Raw genomic sequence first — 21,389 nt, 5'->3', positions numbered from 1 at the left:
CTACGCAAGCAGCAGTCACAGGTGGTGCGGCACTTGAACAAGTGCAGCACCGAATGCGCAGTACCTAACGAAGACGGTAATAAGCATGAATCTTCACGAGTATCAGGGTAAGCAGCTGTTCGCTGAATACGGCCTGCCAGTTTCCACCGGTTATGCGGTAGACACCCCGGAAGCAGCAGCAGAAGCTTGCGACAAAATCGGCGGCACCGAGTGGGTTGTCAAAGCCCAGGTCCACGCTGGTGGTCGCGGTAAAGCGGGCGGCGTTAAGCTGGTTCGCAGCAAAGAAGACGCCAAAGCCTTCGCACAGCAGTGGCTGGGCAAGCGTCTGGTGACTTACCAGACTGACGCCAATGGTCAGCCAGTCACCAAGATCCTGGTTGAATCGTGCACTGATATCGCTAAAGAGCTGTACCTGGGCGCTGTCGTTGACCGTTCGAGCCGTCGCATCGTGTTCATGGCTTCCACCGAAGGTGGCGTGGACATCGAGAAAATCGCTCACGACACTCCAGAAAAAATTCTGAAAGCCACTATCGATCCACTGGTTGGCGCTCAGCCATTCCAGGGTCGCGAGCTGGCATTCCAGCTGGGTCTGGAAGGCAAGCAGGTTGCTCAGTTCGCCAAGATCTTCGTAGGTCTGGCCAAGCTGTTCAAGGATCACGACCTGGCTCTGCTGGAAGTGAACCCGCTGGTGATCAAGGCTGACGGCGATCTGCATTGCCTCGACGCCAAGATCAACATCGACGCCAACGCCATGTACCGTCAGCCTAAGCTGAAGACTTTCCACGATCCGTCGCAAGACGATCCGCGCGAAGCGCACGCTGCCAAGTTCGAACTGAACTACGTAGCGCTGGAAGGCAACATCGGTTGCATGGTCAACGGTGCTGGCCTGGCCATGGGTACCATGGACATCGTCAACCTGCATGGCGGCAAACCAGCCAACTTCCTCGACGTGGGCGGCGGTGCTACCAAAGAACGCGTTACCGAAGCGTTCAAGATCATCCTGTCCGACACTAACGTCGCTGCAGTACTGGTCAACATCTTCGGCGGCATCGTTCGTTGCGACATGATTGCCGAAGGCATCATCGGCGCTGTGAAAGAAGTCGGCGTGAAAATCCCGGTTGTTGTTCGCCTTGAAGGCAACAACGCTGAGCTGGGCGCTAAAGTACTGGCAGAAAGCGGTTTGAACATCATCGCTGCTACCAGCCTGACCGACGCTGCTCAACAAGTCGTTAAAGCTGCGGAGGGCAAATAATGAGCGTCCTGATCAATAAAGACACCAAAGTTATCTGCCAGGGTATTACCGGTTCGCAAGGTAGTTTCCACACCCAGCAAGCCATCGAGTACGGCACCAAGATGGTTGGTGGTGTAACTCCTGGTAAAGGCGGCACCGAGCACCTGGGTCTGCCAGTGTTCAACACCGTGAAAGACGCTGTAGCTGCCACTGGCGCCACCGCCAGCGTGATCTACGTTCCAGCTCCTTTCTGCAAGGACTCCATCCTGGAAGCAGCATTCGGCGGCATCAAGCTGATCGTTTGCATCACCGAAGGCATTCCTACCCTGGACATGCTGGACGCTAAAGTTAAGTGCGACGAGCTGGGTATCACCCTGATCGGCCCTAACTGCCCAGGCGTGATCACCCCAGGCGAATGCAAGATCGGCATCATGCCAGGTCACATTCACTTGCCAGGCAAGGTCGGTATCGTTTCCCGTTCCGGCACCCTGACCTACGAAGCTGTGAAGCAAACTACTGACGCCGGTTTCGGTCAGTCGACTTGCGTCGGCATCGGCGGTGACCCGATCCCGGGTTCGAACTTCATCGACATCCTGAAGCTGTTCCAGGAAGACCCGAAGACCGAAGCGATCGTGATGATCGGCGAGATCGGCGGTTCGGCTGAAGAAGAAGCGGCTGCCTACATCAAGGCACACGTGACCAAGCCGGTTGTTTCCTACATCGCTGGTGTGACTGCTCCTCCGGGCAAGCGCATGGGCCATGCTGGCGCAATCATCTCTGGCGGCAAAGGCACTGCAGACGAGAAATTCGCTGCACTGCAAGACGCAGGCGTTAAAACCGTGCGTTCGCTGGCAGACATCGGCAAGGCCCTGGCCGAGCTGACTGGTTGGGCTGTCAAGTAAGCCTCGCGCTTAACTGACGCTTCACCAAACAAAGGCCACCTTCGGGTGGCCTTTGTCGTTTCCGGGGTTTGTATCGTTGGTGCCGACCCCTTCGCGGGCAAGTCGGAGCGCCGCCCGCTCGCGCCTACAGGTTTTTCGTCGTTTGCCGTACTTGTGATCGACGAAGAACCTGTAGGAGCGAGGCTTGCCCGCGAAGGCGTACTTACAGGCATCTACCATTAACATGCAAAAACGCGACACGGAAATGTCGCAGATCGGATAGTTCGCCCTCTAACAGTGCGTTTGTCGCTCAAATTCGTTAGGCTAGCCGCCATTTTTGCGTCCGCATCCCACAAGGAAGCTTCGCGCTAAAGGGTCGGTCCTATACGGGTCGACAGCATTTCCCTCACCCATAAGGGAAATCCCTCTCTAAATTCCGATTCAGTAGTGTGGTATTTCCTTAATGAAAGTGTTGAAAGGCCAGGACATCCTGGCACTTGGTTTTATGACGTTTGCCCTGTTCGTCGGGGCTGGCAACATCATCTTCCCGCCTATCGTCGGTTTGCAGTCCGGGCCTCATGTCTGGATGGCGGCGCTGGGCTTTCTGATCACCGCGGTCGGTCTGCCGGTGATCACCGTCGTTGCCCTGGCCAAGGTCGGTGGCGCGATGGATGCCTTGAGCAGCCCGATCGGCAAAGTCGCCGGTGGCTTGCTGGCCGCTGCGTGCTACCTCGCCGTTGGCCCGCTGTTCGCGACGCCGCGCACCGCGACCGTATCGTTCGAAGTGGGCCTGGCGCCGCTGACCGGCGAAAGCCCGCTGGCGCTGTTCCTCTATAGCTCGGTGTACTTCCTGCTGGTGTTCTTCATCTCGCTCTACCCGGGTCGTTTGCTGGACACCGTAGGGCGTTTCCTCGCACCGCTGAAGATTATCGCCTTGGCCGCCCTCGGCATCGCCGCGTTCGCGTTGCCGGCCGGTGATATCGGCGTGGCGACGCCCGAGTATGTCGCGGCACCGTTTTCCCAGGGCTTCATCAATGGTTACCTGACCATGGATACCCTGGGCGCGCTGGTGTTCGGCATCGTTATCGTCAACGCCATCCGCTCCCGCGGCGTGGATTCTCCGGCGCTGATCACCCGTTACGCGATCATTGCCGGGCTGATTGCCGGCGTCGGTCTGGCTCTGGTGTACGTCAGCCTGTTTCGCCTCGGTTCGGGCAGCCATGAAGTGGCCGCCGGTGCGACCAACGGCGCGGCGGTGTTGCACGCCTACGTTCAACACACCTTTGGCTCCTTGGGCAGTGGTTTCCTCGCTGTGCTGATTTCGTTGGCCTGCCTGGTTACGGCGGTCGGTCTGACGTGCGCCTGTGCCGAATACTTCAGCCGTGTGCTGCCACTGTCCTACAAGACCTTGGTCATCATCCTCGCCGCGTTCTCCCTGCTGGTGTCCAACCTGGGCCTCACCAAGCTGATTGCGTTCTCGATCCCGGTACTCACCGCGATCTACCCGCCGTGCATCGCGCTGGTCGCCCTGAGCTTCTGCAAGGACTTCTGGCATGAGCAGGGCCGCATCGTCGGTCCGGTGATGTTGGTGTCGTTCATCTTCGGTCTGATCGACGCGCTCAAGGGCGCAGGTCTGGCGGACTGGATGCCGACGCAATTGGCGCATTTGCCGCTGAGTGAGCAGGGCCTGGCGTGGCTGGTGCCGTCGGTCATGACCCTGGTGGTTGCGGTGGTTTGCGACCGCATGCTGGGCAAGCGCGAAGAAGCGCTGGCTTAAGGCGTTTCACGGCCCGCCATAAGCGGGTTTTGAGCGAACATGGAAATGCCCCGTATCAATCGATACGGGGCATTTTTTATGCGCGTGAGGCAGTGTCTTTTTTTGTCAGCTAACGTCGAAGCACTACCTGTAGGAGCGAGGCTTGCCCGCGAAGAGGGGGTAACATTCGACCTAATCTTCGACAGGTACACCGCCTTCGCGGGCAAGCCACGCTCCTACAGATTCAACCAACGTCTCACAAGGACCTGCATGTCGTTCATCCACGCCAACCTGATCCACATCCTCGCCGCCATCTGGTTTGTCATCTGCTGGGGCGGCTACACCCGTTATGCGACGTGGAAGGGCCGCGACACCGCGTGCCTGGCCAGTGTGTTGCACCTGTACCGCGAAGACTGGATGCGGCGCATGCTGATGCGTGACAACCGCATCGCCGATGCCAGTGTGATCGGCAATCTGGAGCGCAACGCTTCGTTCTTCGCCTCCAGCACACTGATTATCCTGGCCGGTATTCTCACCGTGCTCGGTGCGTCGGAACGGGCGGTGTCATTGTTGGCGGACATCCCAATGGTGCAACAGGCCTCCCAGGGCATGTCGGAGATCAAGTTGCTGTGCCTGGCGCTGGTGTTTGTGTATGCGTTCTTCACGTTCAGCTGGTGCATGCGCCAGTACAACTTCGCTGCGATTCTGGTGGGGTCGGCCCCCATGGTCGGCGAGCGGCATGTTTCCGAGCTGGAGCGTAAAGCCTTTGCTGCACGGGCGGCGCGTGTCATCTCCATGGCTGCCAACCAGTTCAACTTCGGCCTGCGTTCCTATTACTTCGGCATGACCATGCTGGCGTGGTTCGTCAGCCCCTGGTTGTTCATGCTGATGAGCGCTGGCGTGGTGCTGGTTCTGTATCGCCGGGAGTTTCATTCCGACGTTCTCGACGTGATGGTCTATACCCCTACAGAGGCGCCATTGCCCGAGGCGAACCGAGAGGCCGCTTGATGAGTATTCCGTTCTGGTGTGTGTTTATCAGTGCCTTGCTGATCTATGTGGCCCGCATGCCCGTGGCCAGGGCCATGAAAGAGCAGGGCGGTTACGACAATCATCTGCCGCGCCAGCAACAGGCACAACTCACCGGGTTTGGCGCCCGCGCAGTGGCAGCTCATCAGAACTGTTTTGAGGCGTTTATATTGTTTGCCGTGGGGGTGTTGATGGCGCACACCACGCAAACGGCGGGCTGGCTGATTGATACGCTGGCAATCATCTTTGTGATTACGCGGGTCATTTACTTAGTGTGCTATTGGAGCGATCTGGCCTGGCAGCGGAGTCTGGTGTGGTTTGTCGGGTTAGTGTGTTCGCTGCTATTGATGATTAGTCCGACTTTTAGAACTATTTTGCTCTAACAAGGCAAATGACAGGCAAAAGAAAACCCGCACGTGGCGGGTTTTCTTTATCACGCTAAAAACTGTTTTAGTTTTTAGGTGCTTCTTTTGCTGCAGCTGCATCCGATTCAGCCTGAGCTTTGGCAGCTTCGGCGTTTTCTTTCGCAGCGTCGTTCACTTTATCCTGAGCTTTGCTCATGTCTTGCTGAGCTTGCTCAGCATGTTTATCGGCTTCTTGAGCTTTGTCCTCGGATTTTTTATCGCAGGCAGCGAGACCGAGGGAAGCGGTCAACATCAAGGCAATAGCTAAAGTCTTACGCATGGGGTGTTTCTCCTTATGGAAAATATCTATCTGGCCTTTCGAGCGTGGATATCAGGGTTAAGTTCCTCAATTCGTTCAGATATATAAGATTATTCCTACGGGAACTTTTACGAATACACCTAATACAATCTCCGAGTACTAAGAAGAGTGTTTACCACATGGCCGAAAACCCCGTTTTTGAGCGCGCGACGCGATTCCTTTCGGCGCTCAGGCATTGCCAGGTACTTGGTTTGCGCGTTCACAGCGCCAGCAGCGATGGACTGACGGTCATCCTGCCGTACAGCCCGCAAATCGTCGGCAATCCGCAAACCGGTGTGATCCATGGCGGGGCGTTGACCTCCCTGATGGACACCGCGTGCGGCATGGCCACACTCTGCGTGCTGCCCGAATTCGAAGTCTGCCCGACCCTCGACCTGCGCATCGACTACATGCATGCCGCCGAACCGCATAAGGACGTCTATGGTTTTGCCCAGTGCTACCGGGTCACCACCGACGTGATCTTCGCCCGTGGCTTTGCTTATCAGGACGATCCCGAGCAGCCCATCGCCCATGTCGTCGGTACGTTCATGCGCATGGGCAAGGGCGTCAAAGGCACCAAAGGGTTTGGTGGCGCCATCGCCGGAGGTGCGAAATGACCGACAACTTCAAGGAGCAACTGCAACAGGCCCATGAGCAGGGCGACTATGCCTCGCTGCTGCATCTGATTCCCTACGCCAAACTGATCGGTGTCGAGTGTTCGCGGGTGGGGGATGACCTGCTGTTTCGCCTGCCGGCGAACAAGGACAACATTGGTAACCCTTTACTGCCGGCGATTCACGGCGGCGTCATTGCTGGCTTCATGGAGCTGTCCGCGGCCTTGCACCTGCTGATTTTTACCGGCTCGCCGGGTGTGCCGAAGATCATCGATTTTTCCCTCGACTACCTGCGCGCCGGGCAGTTTCGCGATACGTGGGCGCGCTGCCAGGTGTGCCGTCAGGGGCGGCGTGTCGCAAACGTGGCAGTGACCGCCTGGCAAAGCACCGAATCCGAACCCATCGCCACGGCCCGCGCCCACTTCAAAATCGATGAGCCCTTGAAATCCTGATCCGAGCCCCCAACTTTGATGACAACCCGCCGCCGACCCTCTAGGTCGCGGCCACTGCCATCTGATTGGAGTTTGATGACCATGAGTGTGGAAACTCAAAAGGAAACCCTGGGCTTCCAGACCGAGGTGAAGCAGCTGCTGCACCTCATGATCCATTCGCTGTATTCCAACAAGGAAATCTTCCTTCGCGAATTGATCTCGAACGCCTCTGACGCTGTCGACAAATTACGTTTCGAAGCCCTGTCCAAGCCTGAGTTGCTGGAAGGTGGCGCCGAACTGAAAATCCGTGTGAGCTTCGACAAGGACGCTAAAACCGTCACCCTCGAAGACAACGGCATCGGCATGAGCCGTGAAGATGCGATCACCCACCTGGGCACCATCGCCAAATCCGGCACCGCCGATTTCATGAAACACCTGACGGGCGATCAGAAAAAGGATTCGCACCTGATCGGTCAGTTCGGCGTGGGTTTCTACTCTGCCTTCATCGTCGCCGACAAAGTCGACGTGTTCAGCCGTCGTGCCGGTGCTGCTGCCAGCGAAGGCGTGCACTGGTCGTCGAAGGGCGAAGGTAATTTCGAAGTTGCCACCGTCGAGAAAGCCGATCGTGGTACTCGCATCGTCCTGCACCTGAAGTCCGGTGAAGACGAGTTCGCCGATGGCTGGCGTCTGCGCAACATCATCAAGAAGTACTCCGACCACATCGCTTTGCCGATCGAGTTGCCGAAAGAAGTGGCAGCGGCTGAAGGCGAAGAGAAGCCAGCTGTTGAATGGGAAACCGTCAACCGCGCCAGCGCCCTGTGGACCCGTCCTCGTACCGAGATCAAGGACGAGGAATACCAGGAGTTCTACAAGCACATCGCTCACGACTTCGAAAACCCGCTGAGCTGGAGCCACAACAAGGTCGAAGGCAAGCTCGAATACAGCTCGCTGCTCTACGTACCGACCCGCGCTCCTTTCGACCTGTACCAGCGTGAAGCGCCGAAAGGCCTGAAGCTGTACGTGCAGCGTGTGTTCGTCATGGACCAGGCCGAGTCGTTCCTGCCGCTGTACCTGCGCTTCATCAAGGGCGTGGTCGATTCCAATGACCTGTCGCTGAACGTGTCGCGGGAAATCCTGCAGAAAGACCCGATCATCGACTCCATGAAGTCGGCGCTGACCAAGCGCGTGCTGGACATGCTGGAAAAACTGGCGAAGAACGAGCCTGAGCAATACAAAGGCTTCTGGAAGAACTTCGGTCAGGTCATGAAAGAAGGCCCGGCAGAAGACTTCGCCAACAAAGAGAAAATCGCCGGCCTGCTGCGTTTTGCGTCCACTCAGGGCGAAGAAGGCGAGCAGGTTGTGGGTCTGGCCGACTACCTGGCTCGCGCCAAGGAAGGTCAGGACAAGATTTACTACCTGACCGGCGAAACCTACGCGCAAGTCAAAAACAGCCCGCACCTGGAAGTCTTCCGCAAGAAAGGCATCGAAGTGCTGCTGCTGACCGACCGCATCGACGAGTGGCTGATGAGCTACCTCAACGACTTCGACGGCAAGAGCTTTGTCGACGTGGCGCGCGGTGACCTCGACCTGGGCAACCTGGATTCGGAAGAAGACAAGAAAGCCGCGGAAGAAGTCGCCAAGTCCAAAGAAGGTCTGGTTGAGCGTCTGAAAACTGCGCTTGGCGAATCCGTGGCTGAAGTGCGGGTTTCCCATCGTCTGACCGACTCCCCGGCGATTCTGGCCATCGGTGAGCAGGACCTGGGCATGCAGATGCGTCAGATCCTGGAAGCCAGCGGTCAGAAGGTTCCGGACTCGAAGCCGATCTTCGAATTCAACCCGGCGCACCCGCTGATCGAGAAGCTCGACAACGAGCAGAGCGACGAGCGCTTCGGCGACCTGTCGCACATTCTCTTCGATCAGGCGGCCCTGGCGGCCGGCGACAGCTTGAAAGACCCGGCCGCGTATGTGCGCCGTCTCAACAAGCTGCTGGTTGAACTGTCGGTTTAACGACGTTGTAAAAAAACCCGCTTCGGCGGGTTTTTTTATGACCTGAAATTTTTTGGCTGTGAACCCGATCCTGTAGGAGCCGGCTTGCTGGCGATGGCGATTTCGACGCCGCCATCGCCAGCAAGCCGGCTCCTACAGTAGACCGCATTCCAATGTGGGAACAGTGATTGCGGCTCGGTCTACTGTAGGAGTGAGCCTGCTCGCGATGGCGGCGGCAATAACGCCACAAATCTCAAGGCAGCTCAATACGCTCGCTTTCCCCCGGCACCGTCGGCCAATCCCCGGCCGCCCAGCGTCGCCGCGCTTCGTCGATAGCCGCCGGATCGCTCGACACAAAATTCCAGTTGATCCGTCGCGGTCCATCCAGCGGCGCGCCGCCAAATAGCACCGCATGACAGTCGCTCTCGGCGAACAGCGTCATTTCTTCCCCGGCAGGCAGCACCACTAGCGAGTACGGCTCTATCGGCTCGCCATCGAGCTGCGCCTCACCGCTCAACACATACAACGCCCGTTCTTCATGCTCGGTGGGAATCAGCAGCGTGGTTGCTGTTTGCAGGTTCAGTTCCGCGTACAGCGTAGGAGAAAGCACCGGCACTGGCGATTCCAGGCAAAAGCCTGACCCGGCGATCATCCGGATCTTTACGCCAAGGTTATCGCTGACCGGCAACGTGGCTGCCGGGTGATGGCTGTAGCGTCCCGGGCCTTGCTCATGATCCTTGGGCGATGCCAGCCAGATCTGCAAACCGTGCATCGTGAAACCGCTGGCCTTCAGGGCTTCGGGCGTGCGCTCGACATGGGCAATGGCACTGCCAGCGGTCATCCAGCTGACGTCGCCGGCCTCCACCACCTGATCGGAACCGAGGCTGTCCTTGTGCTGGATTTTTCCTTCGAACAAGTAGGTAAGGGTCGACAGGCCGATGTGCGGGTGCTGACGGATGTTCATGCCTTTGCCCGCTGGATAACGGGTTTCCAGCATGTGGTCGAAAAACACAAAAGGCCCGACGCTGCGGCATTTGGCTGACGGCAACGGGCGAAGAATCGGTTGGCCTTCGACATCTTCGGCGCGGGGGCGAATCACGAGCGGAGTGTTCATGGTGCATTCCAGGCTGAGCGGGTGACGCGTGGAGCATAACCCGCTTGCCCAAGCCTTGCCGCTATTGGCTGAACGCGCCTTCGCAGAGGTGGGTTTCGATGCTGACTTCGCTGGTGGTCATCAGCTTGTGCACTGGGCAGCGGTCGGCCACGCGATGCAGTTCGTCGCGCTGGGCGTCGGTGAGCACGCCCTTGAGGGTCAGTTTGACGTGCAGGGCGTATTTGCCTTTTTGCTCCTGGCTGTTGTCGCGCTTGACCTCTACGCCAACGCCGGTCAGCGGGATGCCTTTCTTCTTCGCGTAGAGCTTCAGGGTCAGGGCCTTGCATGCGCCGAGCGCTGCATCGAAATAGTCGTGCGGCTCAGGCGCCGAGCCTTCGCCACCGGACGATGTCGGGACATCGGCGAAGAGTTCGTGGTCATCGATTTGTACGCTGTGGCGAAAACCTTCGGCGGAAACGGTATTGACGGTGACTGTCATGGGGAACCTCGGCAGTAGGAAAAGTCATTCGATCAAAAAAGACCTTGAAGGTATAGAGCATTCCTTCTGAGATGCCTTCCAAACTCTTGCCGGGGGGGGGGGGGGGGTAACTGTCATTTATGACAGTAGTCGGGCTTCGTTGAGCGTGTTTGAATCAACTCGACGGGACGCAATCCTTTCTGCATGGGGCGGAGCTCAATGGGTGTTATGCACGCTCTTGCCCAAGGCAAGATGTTCCCTTTTTCAAGTTCAAGGAGAGAAGCAATGGTGACGCATAACGATACACCCGGTGTGGCGGCGAGCGGTGAGCTCGACCCTTCTTTTGCCACAGGCGGAAAATTTCAGGCACCGGCGGGCACAGGCAGAGTGGTGTCACTCTTGGACGAAGGCGAGTCGATGACGCTGGCGATGACAGCGCCAGCATTAACGCGCGGCGACTTCTTTCTATGCCGCGTGAGTAAAAACGGTGTGTTGGACCAAACCTTTGGCACCGGAGGAGTGCTGAAATGGCGTTTTGAAGATGCGGGTTCTTCTATCCTGGGAGCGGCATTGCTACAACCTGACAGGAAAATCCTGTTGATTGGTAACTCCGACCAAGGGGGTAAATCACGGCTGGCCCTGACTCGCGTTAATTCCAGTGGAAGTCCGGATCTTGTCTTCGGGCGAAAAATACACAGCTTGTATCCTGACTCGCACACTCTCTTGAATGGTATCCGTGGATGCTTGCAACCGGACGGCAAGATAATTGTGACCTGCCATTATTCGGTAGGCGGCAAGTATAGTCCGGTGCTGGTCAGGCTGTTGGCCAATGGAGAGCTGGATTCGTCGTTTGGCGTCGACGGTAAAGTCGAAATCCCCTCTGCTGCCTCCGCCATGTTCTCGAGGGCGGTTTCGGTCCAGAGCAGTGGCCGGATTATTGTCGCAGGGTATATGACAGGCCAAAGCTTTGTGGCGGGGTTTAAAGCAGACGGCACCTTGGACACCACTTTTGGAGTCGAGGGGTTTTCGTTTTTTGCGGCAGAGGGGGTAGAGTTTGCCTTTTTTAACATGCTGCTCTTGCAGGATGATCGCATCCGTTGCGTGGGTGGCAATGCTCAAAATGCGGGTATCGGGGCATTGCTGGTGGGGTTGGATAAGAACGGCAAACTAGAGCAGGGTTTTAATGGTGGGCAGCCAGTAATAACTCAGCGGTTGCTTGGCAGATGGCACTCAATTAGCGAGCAAAGTGATGGTAAATTGCTTGTCATTGGTGAGTCTGGAGGAGCTGAACTCGTGTGTTCTCGATTCTTGCCCAGCGGACCAATCGATACCGATTTTGGATGGTCGGGCTTCAGATATTATCCCGGACATCCGGTTGATTGTGTGGTCCAGCCCTACGGTCGTTGGGTGACGGCTGTGCATGATTCTGGTGGTAGGTCGTCCTGGCTTTACGGGCTGACCACCTGAGATACCTGGTTAACCCTCCCTTTATATGTCAAAAAAAAGCCCCGCAATTGCGGGGCTTTTTCGTATCACTGCGGATCAGCTGCCTTTGACAGCCTTGCCGTTGACCTTGCCGTCGAGGAGCATGATGTTGTACTCCTTGCCGTCGGTTTCGACCTGTTGCAGGCGAACCAGCAGGTAATCCCAATCCTTGGCGAACCACAGCACGGTGATGCGCTTGCTTTGTGTCGGGTCGCGCACGCGCTCGACCTTGATCGCGTCGATCTGGCCAGCCTTGGTGTCGACTTTTTCCGAGCCCAGCACGCGGAAGTCATAAGTATCGACTTCACCATCATCGACCACCTGATAGCTCATGCTTTTCTTGCCGGCGGCCACGTCATGCTGCAGGGCCAACTGGTAAGTGGATTTGTCGACCATGCCGCGGTTGAGCGGGATCTTGACCGCGTCGCCGCGATCGGTGCCGGTGACCATTTTGGTGGTCCAGTCGAAATCCAGGTCAGCCTTCTTGGCTTTGCCCAGGCCACCGCGCTCAAAGTGGTAGGACTGTGGCAGCAGGGTGTCCTTGTCCAGGGTCAGGGTGCTTTCTTCGGTCAGGCTGGCAATCATCATCGATGCCTTGAAGCTGAGCTTCCAGACGCCGTTGGCTTCCTTGGTCAGGCTGCGCTCGGCGGTGCCGCTCATGGGCAGCTGCTTCCAGTCGGCGGTGTAGCTGGCGGAGAAGGGTTGAAGTTCTGCAGCCTGCGCGAAAGGCAGGGCAAGCAGAGCGCAAGCGAAGAGCAGGGCGCGACGCATAAAATCTCCTAGGTTCGAATCAAGTGGCCACTGGCCGCGAGTAACTTGCCATCCAGTAAAGCACCTTGTTCACCGAGTGATAAGCGACCTTCTGCAAACCAGCGTACGGCCATCGGGTAGATCAGGTGTTCCTGGGTATGAACTCGCTGCGCCAGACTCTGCGGCGAATCGTGCAACTCTACCGGTATTACTGCCTGTACGACCAGTGGTCCGCCATCGAGTTCCTCGGTGACAAAGTGCACGGAACAGCCGTGTTCAGTATCGCCGGCCTCCAGCGCGCGCTGATGAGTGTGTAACCCTTTGTATTTGGGTAGCAGCGAGGGATGGATGTTGAGCAGGCGACCCGCGTAGTGGCGCACGAAATCAGCGCTGAGGATGCGCATGAAACCGGCCAGGACCACGAGTTTGGGATTGAAAGCGTCGATCAGTTCGATCAGCGCGGCATCGAAGGCTTCGCGGCCTTCGAAAGCCTTGTGATCCAGGGAGCGGGTGTCGATACCCGCGTCCCTGGCGCGTTGCAGGCCGTAGGCGTCGGCGCGGTTGGAAATCACCGCAGCGATGCGGACCGGGCTGTCGCCGGTCCGCGTGCTGTCGATCAAGGCCTGCAAGTTACTGCCGGTGCCGGACAGCAGCACCACCACATCACAGGTGACGGACATTAATGAGCCTTGAGGTTCTTCAGTTCAACCTGGGTTGCGCCTTCGGCAGCAGTAGCGATCTGACCAATGACCCAAGGCTGCTCGCCAGCTTCACGCAGAACGTTCAGCGCGGTTTCAACGTGCTCTTGAGCCACGCAGATCACCATGCCGACGCCGCAGTTCAGTACGCGGTGCATTTCGTTTTCGTCGACGTTGCCTTTCTCTTGCAGCCAGTCGAACACGGCAGGGCGGTTCCAGCTCGCCACGTCAACTACCGCTTGAGCGCCTTTTGGCAGTACACGCGGGATGTTGTCCAGCAGGCCGCCACCGGTGATGTGGGCCATGGCTTTGACCGCGCCGGTTTCCTTGATCAGCTTCAACAGCGGCTTCACGTAGATGCGGGTCGGGGCCATCAGCAGGTCGGTCAGCGGTTTGCCGTCGAGCTGGATGTTTTCGATGTCGGCACCGGAGACTTCGATGATCTTGCGGATCAGCGAGTAGCCGTTGGAGTGCGGGCCGGAAGACGGCAGGGCGAGCAGGGCATCGCCGGCAGCGACTTTCGAACCGTCGATGATTTCGGATTTTTCCACGACGCCGACGCAGAAACCGGCCAGGTCGTAGTCTTCGCCTTCGTACATGCCAGGCATTTCAGCGGTTTCGCCGCCGACCAGGGAGCAGCCGGACAGTTCGCAGCCTGCGCCGATACCGGTCACGACCTGGGTCGCGGTTTCGACGTTGAGTTTGCCGGTGGCGTAGTAGTCGAGGAAGAACAACGGCTCGGCGCCGCAGACCACCAGGTCGTTCACGCACATGGCGACCAGGTCGATGCCGATGCTGTCGTGTTTGTTCAGGTTCAGCGCCAGGCGCAGCTTGGTGCCGACGCCGTCGGTGCCGGAAACCAGCACAGGCTGCTTGTAGCCGGCCGGGATTTCGCAGAGGGCGCCGAAACCGCCCAGGCCGCCCATGACTTCCGGGCGCGCAGTGCGCTTGGCGACGCTCTTGATGCGTTCGACCAATGCTTCACCGGCGTCGATGTCTACACCGGCGTCCTTGTAGCTCAGGGAGGGTTGCTTGCTCATGATCCAGGCCTTTAGGGGGGATTCAGGGGTAACGACCGGGTCCAGTGGGACTGTCGGAACAGACGAAGGCGAGTGCCATGCGCGCTATTCCGACACTGCCCGGCTGTTGCCGGTCTGCGAAGGCGCGCGATTTTATCAGGCTTGAGGGGCAGCGGCCATCCTCAGGCCGACAGCAGGGGCATATCGATACAAAAAAACCGTAATTGCCCGTGTTGGTCGTCTCCCGCTTGGCTGTATAAGGTATCGCGATTAACCGTCTATCGTTATGGCAGTGCGAAAAACTTAACCGGGACGTGTGAATGTTTTGCGTCGGGCGATGGTCACAGCCTTGCTCGATTGTCTTCATGCGGTCAGTTCCAGCCGCTCTTGTCGTCAGGAATCCTCCATGCGTTTTTTCAGATCATTGTTTGTGGGTTGTTTGTCCCTGGTCAGCCTGGCGAGTCATGCTGAAACCGTAAAAGGCCTTTATCAGGTGCGCGAGCCAGTCACCAGTCAGGCGCCTGAAGAGCGCGATCAAGCCACCCAGCGTGCGCTCGACACGCTGGTATTGCGCCTGACCGGCGACCCCAAGGCAGCGCAAAGTCCGGGGTTGGCGGCCGTCCGCAAGGACCCGCAGCAGATCATCAGTCAGTACGGCTTCGACGCCGGCCCGCCGGAAGTGCTGAAAGTCGATTTCGACCCTGCCTCCACCGAGCAGGCGTTGCGCCGTGCCGGGCTGTCGCTGTGGGGGGCAAACCGGCCGTCGATCCTCGGTTGGTGGTTGAATGATTCCGCCGAAGGTTCGAGCCTGGTCGGTGATGGGCAGGCCGCTGCTGCGCCGCTGCGTCGTGCCGCACAACATCGTGGTCTGCCGCTGCGTCTGCCATTGGCGGACTTGAGTGAACAATTGGTCGCCACTGCACCGAATCTGGAAGGTACGGATGCAGCGCCACTGCGCGGTGCATCGGAGCGTTACAACGCCGATGCCTTGCTAGCGGTGCATGCGCGGGAGGAGGGCGGTCAGTGGCAGGCCAAATGGCATTTGTGGCTGGGCGATCAGAAGGAGGCGGGCAGCGTGCAGGGCGCGGATCAGGCCGCTGTGGCTGACGCGGTGCTGCTGGCGGTCAGTCAGCGTCTGGCGCCACGGTTTGTGGTCAAGCCAGGCACTTCGGGTGAGCAGCTGCTGGAAGTGCAGGGCATGAACCTGGAGCACTATGCAACGCTCGGGCGTTTGCTTGAGCCGTTTGGCGCGCGTCTGCAAAGTGTTGACGGTAACCGTATTCTCTACCGGGTCAATGGCAGCGCCGAGCAGTTGCGCTCGCAGTTGTCGCTGGCGAAGTTGCAGGAGGTTCCGGCGGGTGAGGCACCTGCTCCCACGGCGCCTGTCCAGCCGGTGGTCCAGGGTTCGGCGCCCGCTGTTGCGCCAACGCCTGCACCGGTGCCGCAACTGCGTTTCCGTTGGTAAGGTTTTCTTTCTTTATATAGATGCATATGGAGTGGTACATGGCCGATACGCGGCGTTGGTTCTGGTTGGGTGGAGTGGTTCTGCTCTGCGCGTTTATCTGGCTGTTGCATCCGATTCTGACGCCGTTCCTGGTGGCGCTGCTGTTGGCCTACTTGTTCGACCCGCTGGTGGATCGCCTGGAAAAGGCCGGGCTCTCGCGGACGTGGGGCGTGGTGGCGGTGTTCGCGTTGTTCTCTTTGATTTTCACCACGTTGTTGCTGGTGCTGGTGCCGATGCTCGCCAAGCAGTTGTTCCGCTTGTATGAGCTGGCGCCACAGATGCTCGACTGGTTGCAGCACACTGCATTGCCGTGGGCGCAATCGAAGTTCGGGTTATCGGATGGCTTCTGGAAATTCGACAAGCTCAAGGCGGCAATCAGCGAACACATGGGCCAGACCACCGACATTGTCGGCATGGTGTTGAGTCAGGCGACCGCTTCCGGCCTTGCGTTGATCGGTTGGCTGGCCAATCTGGTGCTGATCCCGGTGGTGAGCTTTTACCTGCTGCGGGACTGGGACGTGATGATGGCCAAGATCCGCAGCCTGTTGCCCCGCGCTCGTGAAGAGCGCGTCGTGATTCTGGCCGGCGAATGCCATGAAGTGCTGGGGGCGTTCGTACGCGGGCAATTGCTGGTCATGGTGGCGCTGGGTGTGATCTATTCGGCTGGCCTGATGCTGGTAGGGCTGGAGCTGGGGTTGCTGATCGGGATGATCGCCGGTCTGGCGGCGATTGTGCCGTACATGGGGTTTGTCATCGGGATTGGCGCGGCGTTGATTGCCGGCCTGTTCCAGTTTGGTGGCGACCTGTACCCGATGATTGGCATCGTTGCGGTGTTCATGGTCGGCCAGGCGCTGGAAGGCATGGTGCTGACGCCGTTGCTGGTGGGCGACCGGATCGGCCTGCATCCGGTGGCGGTGATCTTTGCGATTTTGGCAGGCGGTGAACTGTTCGGTTTTACCGGCGTGCTGCTGGCGCTCCCGGTGGCGGCGGTGATCATGGTGCTGGTGCGCCATGTGCATGATTTGTATAAAGATTCTGATATCTACAGTGGCGTAGATGAACCTGAGCTGTAAGGTTCGTTGATAGCCCGTCGCGGGCGGCCTGGTTCAGTGCCAGGCTGGCCCGTATCCCTTGCGTGGCTGTCACATGCGCCGCCAAAGAAACAGTCATAAAACCGGTGCGATAACGCAAACCTTTGATTTTGCTTATGGTCTGTCGCATTGTGCGGTCAGCGTCACGGGTATAAACTTCGCAAACTTTACACAGAGGCCACTAACGGTTCCTTTGGAACTGTTCAGTCAGCATGAAACCGATTCAGCTGCCCCTAGGTGTGCGTCTGCGTGATGACGCTACCTTTATCAATTACTACCCAGGCGCCAATGCCGCTGCACTCGGCTATGTCGAGCGGCTTTGCGAAGCCGACGCCGGCTGGACCGAAAGCCTGATTTATCTCTGGGGCAAGGACGGGGTAGGGCGTACGCATCTGCTGCAGGCGGCCTGTCTGCGCTTTGAACAGTTGGGGGAGCCAGCGGTGTACTTGCCGTTGGCCGAGCTGCTGGATCGCGGTATCGAAATCCTCGACAACCTCGAACAATACGAACTGGTCTGCCTCGACGACTTGCAAGCGGTTGCCGGGCGCGCGGATTGGGAAGAGGCGTTGTTCCATCTGTTCAATCGCCTGCGTGACAGCGGTCGGCGTTTGCTGATTGCGGCATCGACCTCGCCGCGTGAATTGCCGGTGAAGCTGGCGGACCTGAAATCCCGCCTGACCCTGGCGCTGATCTTCCAGATGCGTCCGCTGTCCGACGAAGACAAATTGCGTGCCTTGCAACTGCGCGCATCCCGTCGCGGCCTGCACCTGACCGACGAAGTCGGGCATTTTATTTTGACTCGCGGTACTCGCAGCATGAGCGCGCTGTTCGAGCTGCTTGAGCGTCTCGATCAGGCCTCCCTTCAAGCTCAACGCAAGCTGACCATTCCGTTCCTGAAAGAAACGTTGGGCTGGTAAGGCCCAGGTTTTTCAGGGGTTGCGGCATATTTCAGGCGCCACAAAATCCGCTTTCCTGCATGGGGCAGGCTGCGCGAGCGTCTAAATGGGGCTTAAGCGCTTAGATGTAAACGCGAAACCAAGAAGTCACATAAAGTTCGATTGAATTTGCAAATGAGGTTGATAGCGGGCATAGTCTCGGCTTCTTTACAACTATCAGCCACGGTCGTGCCCATGCTAAATCGCTTCGCACCCCTCGTGCCTCTCGCACTCGTCACCCTGTTGTTCGGTTGCGCTGCTCACTCTCCAGTGTCCCAGCAAGAGCAACAACAGCAGGTTAAAAATTCAGTTACCGCGCAATCTTCTTCCGTTCTTTTCCAGGAAGAACTGGCCACCGATAAAGAACTGGCAGACTTCGCCGACGGCAAGTCCTACCAGCTTCCGGTTCTGGCCGACAGCATCCTCGAGCGTGGCATGTCCCTGATCGGTACCCGTTACCGTTTCGGCGGCACCTCCGAGGCTGGCTTCGATTGCAGCGGCTTCATCGGTTACCTGTTTCGTGAAGAGGCCGGCATGAACCTGCCGCGTTCCACTCGCGAAATGATCAACGTTGACGCGCCACTGGTTTCCCGTAGCGCGCTCAAGCCGGGCGATCTGCTGTTCTTCGCCACCAATGGTCGCCGCGGTCGTGTCAGTCACGCCGGGATCTACCTGGGTGACAACCAGTTCATCCACTCCAGCAGCCGCAAAAGCGGTGGTGTCCGGGTCGATAGCCTGGGCGACAGCTACTGGAGCAAAACCTTCATCGAAGCCAAGCGCGCACTCGCGATGGCCCCGACCGTGGTCACGGCACGCAAGTAATTGTCCAGCCTGTCGCCACATCAGTGGCGGCAACGGCCTCTCTGCAACAGAGTAGGCCGACAGTTTGTAAGGCGAACTTAAAGTCTTACTTGAAGTTTGCCGTGTACCCGCTAGAATCCTGATCTATTATTGATGGCAAACCGCCTGCGTCCTGCGCAGGCGGTTTTCTTTTCTGCCTTTGCGGTGGAAAAAGCCGCAGCCAGATCAGGATGTTCTGCTTATGACGATGTCGGCCCGCCTCGCACTCATGTTCTTCGCAGCGCTGCTCAGTGCCTGCGCCAGCCGCACACCGCCACCTGCGCCGGTGGTTCGCGCACCCATTGTCTTCGGCTCCGCGCAACCCTTTTCGCCTGAGGCGGAAGACGTGTTGTTTCGCGCCTTGGGCCTCGTGGGCACGCCTTATCGCTGGGGCGGCAATACGCCAGATTCCGGGTTCGATTGCAGCGGTCTGATCGGTTATGTCTATCGTGACGTGACGGGCATTTCCCTGCCACGCACCACGCGCGAGATGATCAGCATGCAGGCAGCCAATGTCGGCAAGGAAGGCCTGCAAACCGGCGACCTGGTTTTCTTCGCCACCAATGGCGGCTCCCAGGTCAGCCATGCCGGGATCTACGTTGGCGAAGGCCGTTTCGTCCATGCACCAGCCACTGGCGGCACGGTGAAGCTCGACAGCTTGTCCAAAGCGTATTGGCAGAAAGCTTACCTGAGCGCCAAGCGTGTTCTGCAACCCGAGCATTTGGCGCGTAACCCCTAGTTCGCAGAGGTCGTCATGACCGCCCGCACACTCAATCTCGACGATTCCCTGTATCAATACCTGCTCGACGTTTCCCTTAGGGAAACGCCGCTGCTCAAGCGTTTGCGCGATGAAACCCAGGCGCTGCCGATGGCGCGCTGGCAGGTGGCGCCGGAGCAGGGGCAGTTCCTCGCATTGCTGGTGAAACTCACCGGCGCGAGGCGTTTGCTGGAAGTCGGCACCTTCACCGGTTACAGCGCCTTGTGCATGGCGGCGGCATTGCCGGATGACGGTTCGCTGATTTGCTGTGATATCCCCGGCGACTACAACACCACGGCGCTCCGTTACTGGAAGGAAGCGGGCGTTGCCGAACGAATTGACCTGCGCCTGGCGCCCGCGCTGGAAACCCTGGCTCGGCTGGATCAACCCGGTCAATTCGATTTGATTTTCATTGATGCCGACAAGGCCAACTATCCGGCCTACCTGGAGCACGCATTGCGTCTGCTGCGCGTTGGTGGTCTGGCGGTGTTCGATAACACCCTGTGGAGCGGGCGGGTGTTGGAGCCGAATCCTGAAAGCGCAGACACCCGTGCTATCCAGGCGCTCAACTGTGCCTTGAAGGATGACTCGCGTGTGGATCTGTCGTTGTTGCCGCTGGGCGATGGTTTAACCCTCTGCCGCAAGCGGTAACGCTGATCCCTGTGGGAGCGAGCCTGCTCGCGATAAGGGCAGTACATCCAACATTGATGTTGCCTGATGCACCGCTATCGCGAGCAAGCTTGCTCCTACAGGGTATGTGTGTGGCGCAGTTACTGGGTTGCCGACACCCGCCACACCTTATTCCCCACATCATCCGCCACCAGCAAATCACCCTGCTGATCAATCACCACACCCACCGGCCGGCCCATGGCTTTTTCCTCGTCATTGAGGAAGCCCGTGAGCACATCAACCGGGCTTCCGTTCGGTTTGCCGGCACTGAACGGCACAAAAATCACTTTGTAGCCACTGTGCGGCTTGCGGTTCCATGAACCATGCTGGCCAATGAACACGCCTTCCTTGAATTGCGCTGGCAGCCTGTTGCCTTCAGCGAACGTCAGGCCCAGTGAGGCGGTATGCGGGCCGACCGCGTAGTCCGGAGCAATGGCCTTGGCCACCAGGTCCGGGTTTTGCGGCTCGACGCGAATATCGACGTGCTGGCCGTAGTAGCTGTAAGGCCAGCCATAGAACCCGCCGTCCTTGACCGAGGTGATGTAGTCCGGCACCAGGTCGCTGCCGATTTCATCTCGCTCGTTGACCGCCGTCCACAACGCGCCGCTCCGCGGTTCCCAGGCCATGCCGTTGGGATTGCGCAGGCCCGAGGCGAAAATCCGATGCTTGCCGGTGGCGCGATCCACTTCCCAGATCGCCGCGCGACCTTCTTCCTGATCCATGCCGTTTTCGGCGACGTTGCTGTTGGAACCCACCGTGACGTACAGCTTGCTGCCGTCCTTGCTGGCGATCACATTTTTGGTCCAGTGGTGATTCAGCGTGCCGCCCGGCAGATCAACCACTTTGATCGGCGGCGACTTGATGGTCGTGGTGCCGTCCTGGTAGTGAAATCGCAGCAAGCGGTCCGTGTCGGCGACATACAGGTCATTGCCGACCAGGGTCATGCCGAAGGGCGAATTAAGGTTTTCCAGAAACACCGTGCGAGTTTCGGCGATGCCGTCGTGGTCTTTGTCGCGCAGCAATGTGATGCGGTTCGGGCTCGGCACGCCGGCACCGGCGCGGCCCATGACTTTCTTCATGACCCAGCCTCTAACGCCTTTGCCATCGTCGGGTTTGGGCGGCGCGTTGGTTTCGGCGACAAGCACGTCGCCGTTCGGCAGCACGTACAGCCAACGCGGGTGATCGAGGTTTTCAGCAAATGCCGCCACTTGCGTTCCCGCTGCTGCCGTGGGTTTCGCGCCGTCCGGCCAGCCGATTGCCGGGGCGATGTTCACTGTCGGGATCAGGGTCTTGTTCGGTTCTGGTAGTCGAGGGGACGGGCCGGTACCGTCGGAAACTTGCAGGGTGGAGGTCTCGCCGCAGGCGGCGAGCCCTCCTGTGAGGGCGATGACGAGAACGAGCAGGGGCTTGTGCATGCTGATCTTCCCTATAAATGCAGTGACC

General features: G+C 58.6%; 22 protein-coding genes. 15 read left to right on the top strand and 7 right to left on the bottom strand.

What is annotated here, in order from left to right:
• The first annotated feature begins 85 nt into the window (after positions 1–85).
• The 5 genes from sucC (at position 86) to J4E42_RS12405 (ending at position 5,277) form a co-directional block, all read left to right on the top strand.
• Entirely contained in the window at positions 86–1,252 is a 1,167-nt protein-coding gene (gene sucC, locus J4E42_RS12425) for an ADP-forming succinate--CoA ligase subunit beta (protein ID WP_007898980.1), read from the top strand.
• Positions 1,252–2,133 (top strand): succinate--CoA ligase subunit alpha, encoded by an 882-nt coding sequence (gene sucD / locus J4E42_RS12420; RefSeq protein ID WP_008032672.1) that lies wholly within the window; start codon positions 1,252–1,254, stop codon positions 2,131–2,133. Before sucC ends, sucD begins: the two co-directional genes overlap by 1 nt.
• A 442-nt stretch (positions 2,134–2,575) precedes the next feature.
• Positions 2,576–3,889 (top strand): branched-chain amino acid transport system II carrier protein, encoded by a 1,314-nt coding sequence (brnQ, locus tag J4E42_RS12415; protein ID WP_192417000.1) that lies wholly within the window; start codon positions 2,576–2,578, stop codon positions 3,887–3,889.
• A gap of 249 nt (positions 3,890–4,138) precedes the next feature.
• Complete coding sequence (locus J4E42_RS12410) at positions 4,139–4,876, top strand: DUF599 domain-containing protein (RefSeq protein ID WP_008032675.1); 738 nt, start codon at positions 4,139–4,141, stop codon at positions 4,874–4,876.
• The gene (locus tag J4E42_RS12405; RefSeq protein WP_008039237.1) at positions 4,876–5,277 is read left to right on the top strand and encodes an MAPEG family protein; all 402 of its coding nucleotides are present in this window, start codon (positions 4,876–4,878) and stop codon (positions 5,275–5,277) included. The genes J4E42_RS12410 and J4E42_RS12405 overlap by 1 nt, the downstream gene beginning before the upstream one ends.
• Before the next feature lie 67 nt (positions 5,278–5,344).
• On the opposite strand, the gene J4E42_RS12400 is transcribed toward J4E42_RS12405, so the two are convergent.
• Positions 5,345–5,578: a hypothetical protein gene (locus J4E42_RS12400; RefSeq protein WP_008039236.1), complete on the bottom strand. Its 234-nt coding sequence runs from the start codon at positions 5,576–5,578 to the stop codon at positions 5,345–5,347.
• Positions 5,579–5,736: 158 nt separating this feature from the next.
• Between J4E42_RS12400 and J4E42_RS12395 the strand changes: the two genes are divergently transcribed.
• From J4E42_RS12395 to htpG, 3 genes are all read left to right on the top strand, one after another.
• Positions 5,737–6,213 carry a PaaI family thioesterase gene (locus J4E42_RS12395; protein WP_008032683.1) on the top strand — a complete coding sequence of 159 codons (477 nt, stop codon included), beginning with the start codon at positions 5,737–5,739 and terminating at the stop codon, positions 6,211–6,213.
• Complete coding sequence (locus J4E42_RS12390; RefSeq protein WP_008039225.1) at positions 6,210–6,662, top strand: PaaI family thioesterase; 453 nt, start codon at positions 6,210–6,212, stop codon at positions 6,660–6,662. The genes J4E42_RS12395 and J4E42_RS12390 overlap by 4 nt, the downstream gene beginning before the upstream one ends.
• Positions 6,663–6,743: 81 nt before the next feature.
• Entirely contained in the window at positions 6,744–8,648 is a 1,905-nt protein-coding gene (gene htpG / locus J4E42_RS12385; RefSeq protein ID WP_207285352.1) for a molecular chaperone HtpG, read from the top strand.
• Between the two features lie 232 nt (positions 8,649–8,880).
• On the opposite strand, the gene J4E42_RS12380 is transcribed toward htpG, so the two are convergent.
• Both J4E42_RS12380 and J4E42_RS12375 read right to left on the bottom strand, forming a co-directional pair.
• Positions 8,881–9,741, bottom strand: a complete 861-nt coding sequence (locus J4E42_RS12380) for a pirin family protein (protein ID WP_207285351.1) — start codon at positions 9,739–9,741, stop codon at positions 8,881–8,883.
• Between the two features lie 61 nt (positions 9,742–9,802).
• Positions 9,803–10,219: an OsmC family protein gene (locus J4E42_RS12375; RefSeq protein WP_207285350.1), complete on the bottom strand. Its 417-nt coding sequence runs from the start codon at positions 10,217–10,219 to the stop codon at positions 9,803–9,805.
• 264 nt (positions 10,220–10,483) lie between these two features.
• Between J4E42_RS12375 and J4E42_RS12370 the strand changes: the two genes are divergently transcribed.
• Complete coding sequence (locus J4E42_RS12370) at positions 10,484–11,665, top strand: hypothetical protein (RefSeq protein WP_207285349.1); 1,182 nt, start codon at positions 10,484–10,486, stop codon at positions 11,663–11,665.
• A 75-nt stretch (positions 11,666–11,740) separates the two neighbouring features.
• On the opposite strand, the gene J4E42_RS12365 is transcribed toward J4E42_RS12370, so the two are convergent.
• Genes J4E42_RS12365 through purM form a run of 3 tightly spaced genes read right to left on the bottom strand, consistent with a single transcriptional unit; the run spans position 11,741 to position 14,171 of the window.
• On the bottom strand, positions 11,741–12,454 hold the full coding sequence (locus J4E42_RS12365; RefSeq protein WP_008039220.1) for a DUF3108 domain-containing protein: 714 nt from the start codon (positions 12,452–12,454) through the stop codon (positions 11,741–11,743).
• Between the two features lie 8 nt (positions 12,455–12,462).
• The gene (gene purN / locus J4E42_RS12360; RefSeq protein WP_008039219.1) at positions 12,463–13,113 is read right to left on the bottom strand and encodes a phosphoribosylglycinamide formyltransferase; all 651 of its coding nucleotides are present in this window, start codon (positions 13,111–13,113) and stop codon (positions 12,463–12,465) included.
• Positions 13,113–14,171: a phosphoribosylformylglycinamidine cyclo-ligase gene (gene purM, locus J4E42_RS12355; protein ID WP_008039218.1), complete on the bottom strand. Its 1,059-nt coding sequence runs from the start codon at positions 14,169–14,171 to the stop codon at positions 13,113–13,115. The genes purN and purM overlap by 1 nt, the downstream gene beginning before the upstream one ends.
• A gap of 385 nt (positions 14,172–14,556) precedes the next feature.
• Here purM and J4E42_RS12350 point away from each other — a divergent pair, with 385 nt between their 5' ends.
• The 6 genes from J4E42_RS12350 (at position 14,557) to J4E42_RS12325 (ending at position 19,928) form a co-directional block, all read left to right on the top strand.
• On the top strand, positions 14,557–15,615 hold the full coding sequence (locus J4E42_RS12350; RefSeq protein ID WP_008039217.1) for a DUF2066 domain-containing protein: 1,059 nt from the start codon (positions 14,557–14,559) through the stop codon (positions 15,613–15,615).
• A 38-nt stretch (positions 15,616–15,653) separates the two neighbouring features.
• Entirely contained in the window at positions 15,654–16,727 is a 1,074-nt protein-coding gene (locus J4E42_RS12345) for an AI-2E family transporter (RefSeq protein ID WP_008033540.1), read from the top strand.
• A gap of 230 nt (positions 16,728–16,957) precedes the next feature.
• Positions 16,958–17,662, top strand: a complete 705-nt coding sequence (hda, locus tag J4E42_RS12340; RefSeq protein WP_008033543.1) for a DnaA regulatory inactivator Hda — start codon at positions 16,958–16,960, stop codon at positions 17,660–17,662.
• Positions 17,663–17,875: 213 nt separating this feature from the next.
• A complete protein-coding gene (locus J4E42_RS12335; RefSeq protein ID WP_008033546.1) occupies positions 17,876–18,502 on the top strand; it encodes a C40 family peptidase in 627 nt (208 codons plus the stop codon).
• A 220-nt stretch (positions 18,503–18,722) separates the two neighbouring features.
• Positions 18,723–19,259: a C40 family peptidase gene (locus J4E42_RS12330; RefSeq protein ID WP_008033547.1), complete on the top strand. Its 537-nt coding sequence runs from the start codon at positions 18,723–18,725 to the stop codon at positions 19,257–19,259.
• Positions 19,260–19,274: 15 nt separating this feature from the next.
• Positions 19,275–19,928, top strand: a complete 654-nt coding sequence (locus J4E42_RS12325) for an O-methyltransferase (RefSeq protein ID WP_207285348.1) — start codon at positions 19,275–19,277, stop codon at positions 19,926–19,928.
• Between the two features lie 119 nt (positions 19,929–20,047).
• Here the strand turns inward: J4E42_RS12325 and J4E42_RS12320 are convergent, their stop codons facing one another.
• Positions 20,048–21,361: a sorbosone dehydrogenase family protein gene (locus tag J4E42_RS12320; RefSeq protein ID WP_207285347.1), complete on the bottom strand. Its 1,314-nt coding sequence runs from the start codon at positions 21,359–21,361 to the stop codon at positions 20,048–20,050.
• Positions 21,362–21,389 lie beyond the last annotated feature (28 nt).

The sequence above is a fragment of the Pseudomonas sp. FW300-N2A2 genome (assembly GCF_017351735.1).
In the GTDB taxonomy this organism is placed as follows: domain Bacteria; phylum Pseudomonadota; class Gammaproteobacteria; order Pseudomonadales; family Pseudomonadaceae; genus Aquipseudomonas; species Aquipseudomonas migulae.
This window is presented reverse-complemented; position numbering and strand designations above follow the sequence as displayed.

What these genes read in the sequence shown, in the direction of transcription:
- sucC (WP_007898980.1), top strand. Translation starts at nt 86, where the DNA reads ATGAATCTTCACGAGTATCAGGGTAAGCAGCTGTTCGCTGAATACGGC.
- sucD (WP_008032672.1), top strand. Translation starts at nt 1,252, where the DNA reads ATGAGCGTCCTGATCAATAAAGACACCAAAGTTATCTGCCAGGGTATT.
- brnQ (WP_192417000.1), top strand. Translation starts at nt 2,576, where the DNA reads ATGAAAGTGTTGAAAGGCCAGGACATCCTGGCACTTGGTTTTATGACG.
- J4E42_RS12410 (WP_008032675.1), top strand. Translation starts at nt 4,139, where the DNA reads ATGTCGTTCATCCACGCCAACCTGATCCACATCCTCGCCGCCATCTGG.
- J4E42_RS12405 (WP_008039237.1), top strand. Translation starts at nt 4,876, where the DNA reads ATGAGTATTCCGTTCTGGTGTGTGTTTATCAGTGCCTTGCTGATCTAT.
- J4E42_RS12400 (WP_008039236.1), bottom strand. Translation starts at nt 5,578, where the DNA reads ATGCGTAAGACTTTAGCTATTGCCTTGATGTTGACCGCTTCCCTCGGT.
- J4E42_RS12395 (WP_008032683.1), top strand. Translation starts at nt 5,737, where the DNA reads ATGGCCGAAAACCCCGTTTTTGAGCGCGCGACGCGATTCCTTTCGGCG.
- J4E42_RS12390 (WP_008039225.1), top strand. Translation starts at nt 6,210, where the DNA reads ATGACCGACAACTTCAAGGAGCAACTGCAACAGGCCCATGAGCAGGGC.
- htpG (WP_207285352.1), top strand. Translation starts at nt 6,744, where the DNA reads ATGAGTGTGGAAACTCAAAAGGAAACCCTGGGCTTCCAGACCGAGGTG.
- J4E42_RS12380 (WP_207285351.1), bottom strand. Translation starts at nt 9,741, where the DNA reads ATGAACACTCCGCTCGTGATTCGCCCCCGCGCCGAAGATGTCGAAGGC.
- J4E42_RS12375 (WP_207285350.1), bottom strand. Translation starts at nt 10,219, where the DNA reads ATGACAGTCACCGTCAATACCGTTTCCGCCGAAGGTTTTCGCCACAGC.
- J4E42_RS12370 (WP_207285349.1), top strand. Translation starts at nt 10,484, where the DNA reads ATGGTGACGCATAACGATACACCCGGTGTGGCGGCGAGCGGTGAGCTC.
- J4E42_RS12365 (WP_008039220.1), bottom strand. Translation starts at nt 12,454, where the DNA reads ATGCGTCGCGCCCTGCTCTTCGCTTGCGCTCTGCTTGCCCTGCCTTTC.
- purN (WP_008039219.1), bottom strand. Translation starts at nt 13,113, where the DNA reads ATGTCCGTCACCTGTGATGTGGTGGTGCTGCTGTCCGGCACCGGCAGT.
- purM (WP_008039218.1), bottom strand. Translation starts at nt 14,171, where the DNA reads ATGAGCAAGCAACCCTCCCTGAGCTACAAGGACGCCGGTGTAGACATC.
- J4E42_RS12350 (WP_008039217.1), top strand. Translation starts at nt 14,557, where the DNA reads ATGCGTTTTTTCAGATCATTGTTTGTGGGTTGTTTGTCCCTGGTCAGC.
- J4E42_RS12345 (WP_008033540.1), top strand. Translation starts at nt 15,654, where the DNA reads ATGGCCGATACGCGGCGTTGGTTCTGGTTGGGTGGAGTGGTTCTGCTC.
- hda (WP_008033543.1), top strand. Translation starts at nt 16,958, where the DNA reads ATGAAACCGATTCAGCTGCCCCTAGGTGTGCGTCTGCGTGATGACGCT.
- J4E42_RS12335 (WP_008033546.1), top strand. Translation starts at nt 17,876, where the DNA reads ATGCTAAATCGCTTCGCACCCCTCGTGCCTCTCGCACTCGTCACCCTG.
- J4E42_RS12330 (WP_008033547.1), top strand. Translation starts at nt 18,723, where the DNA reads ATGACGATGTCGGCCCGCCTCGCACTCATGTTCTTCGCAGCGCTGCTC.
- J4E42_RS12325 (WP_207285348.1), top strand. Translation starts at nt 19,275, where the DNA reads ATGACCGCCCGCACACTCAATCTCGACGATTCCCTGTATCAATACCTG.
- J4E42_RS12320 (WP_207285347.1), bottom strand. Translation starts at nt 21,361, where the DNA reads ATGCACAAGCCCCTGCTCGTTCTCGTCATCGCCCTCACAGGAGGGCTC.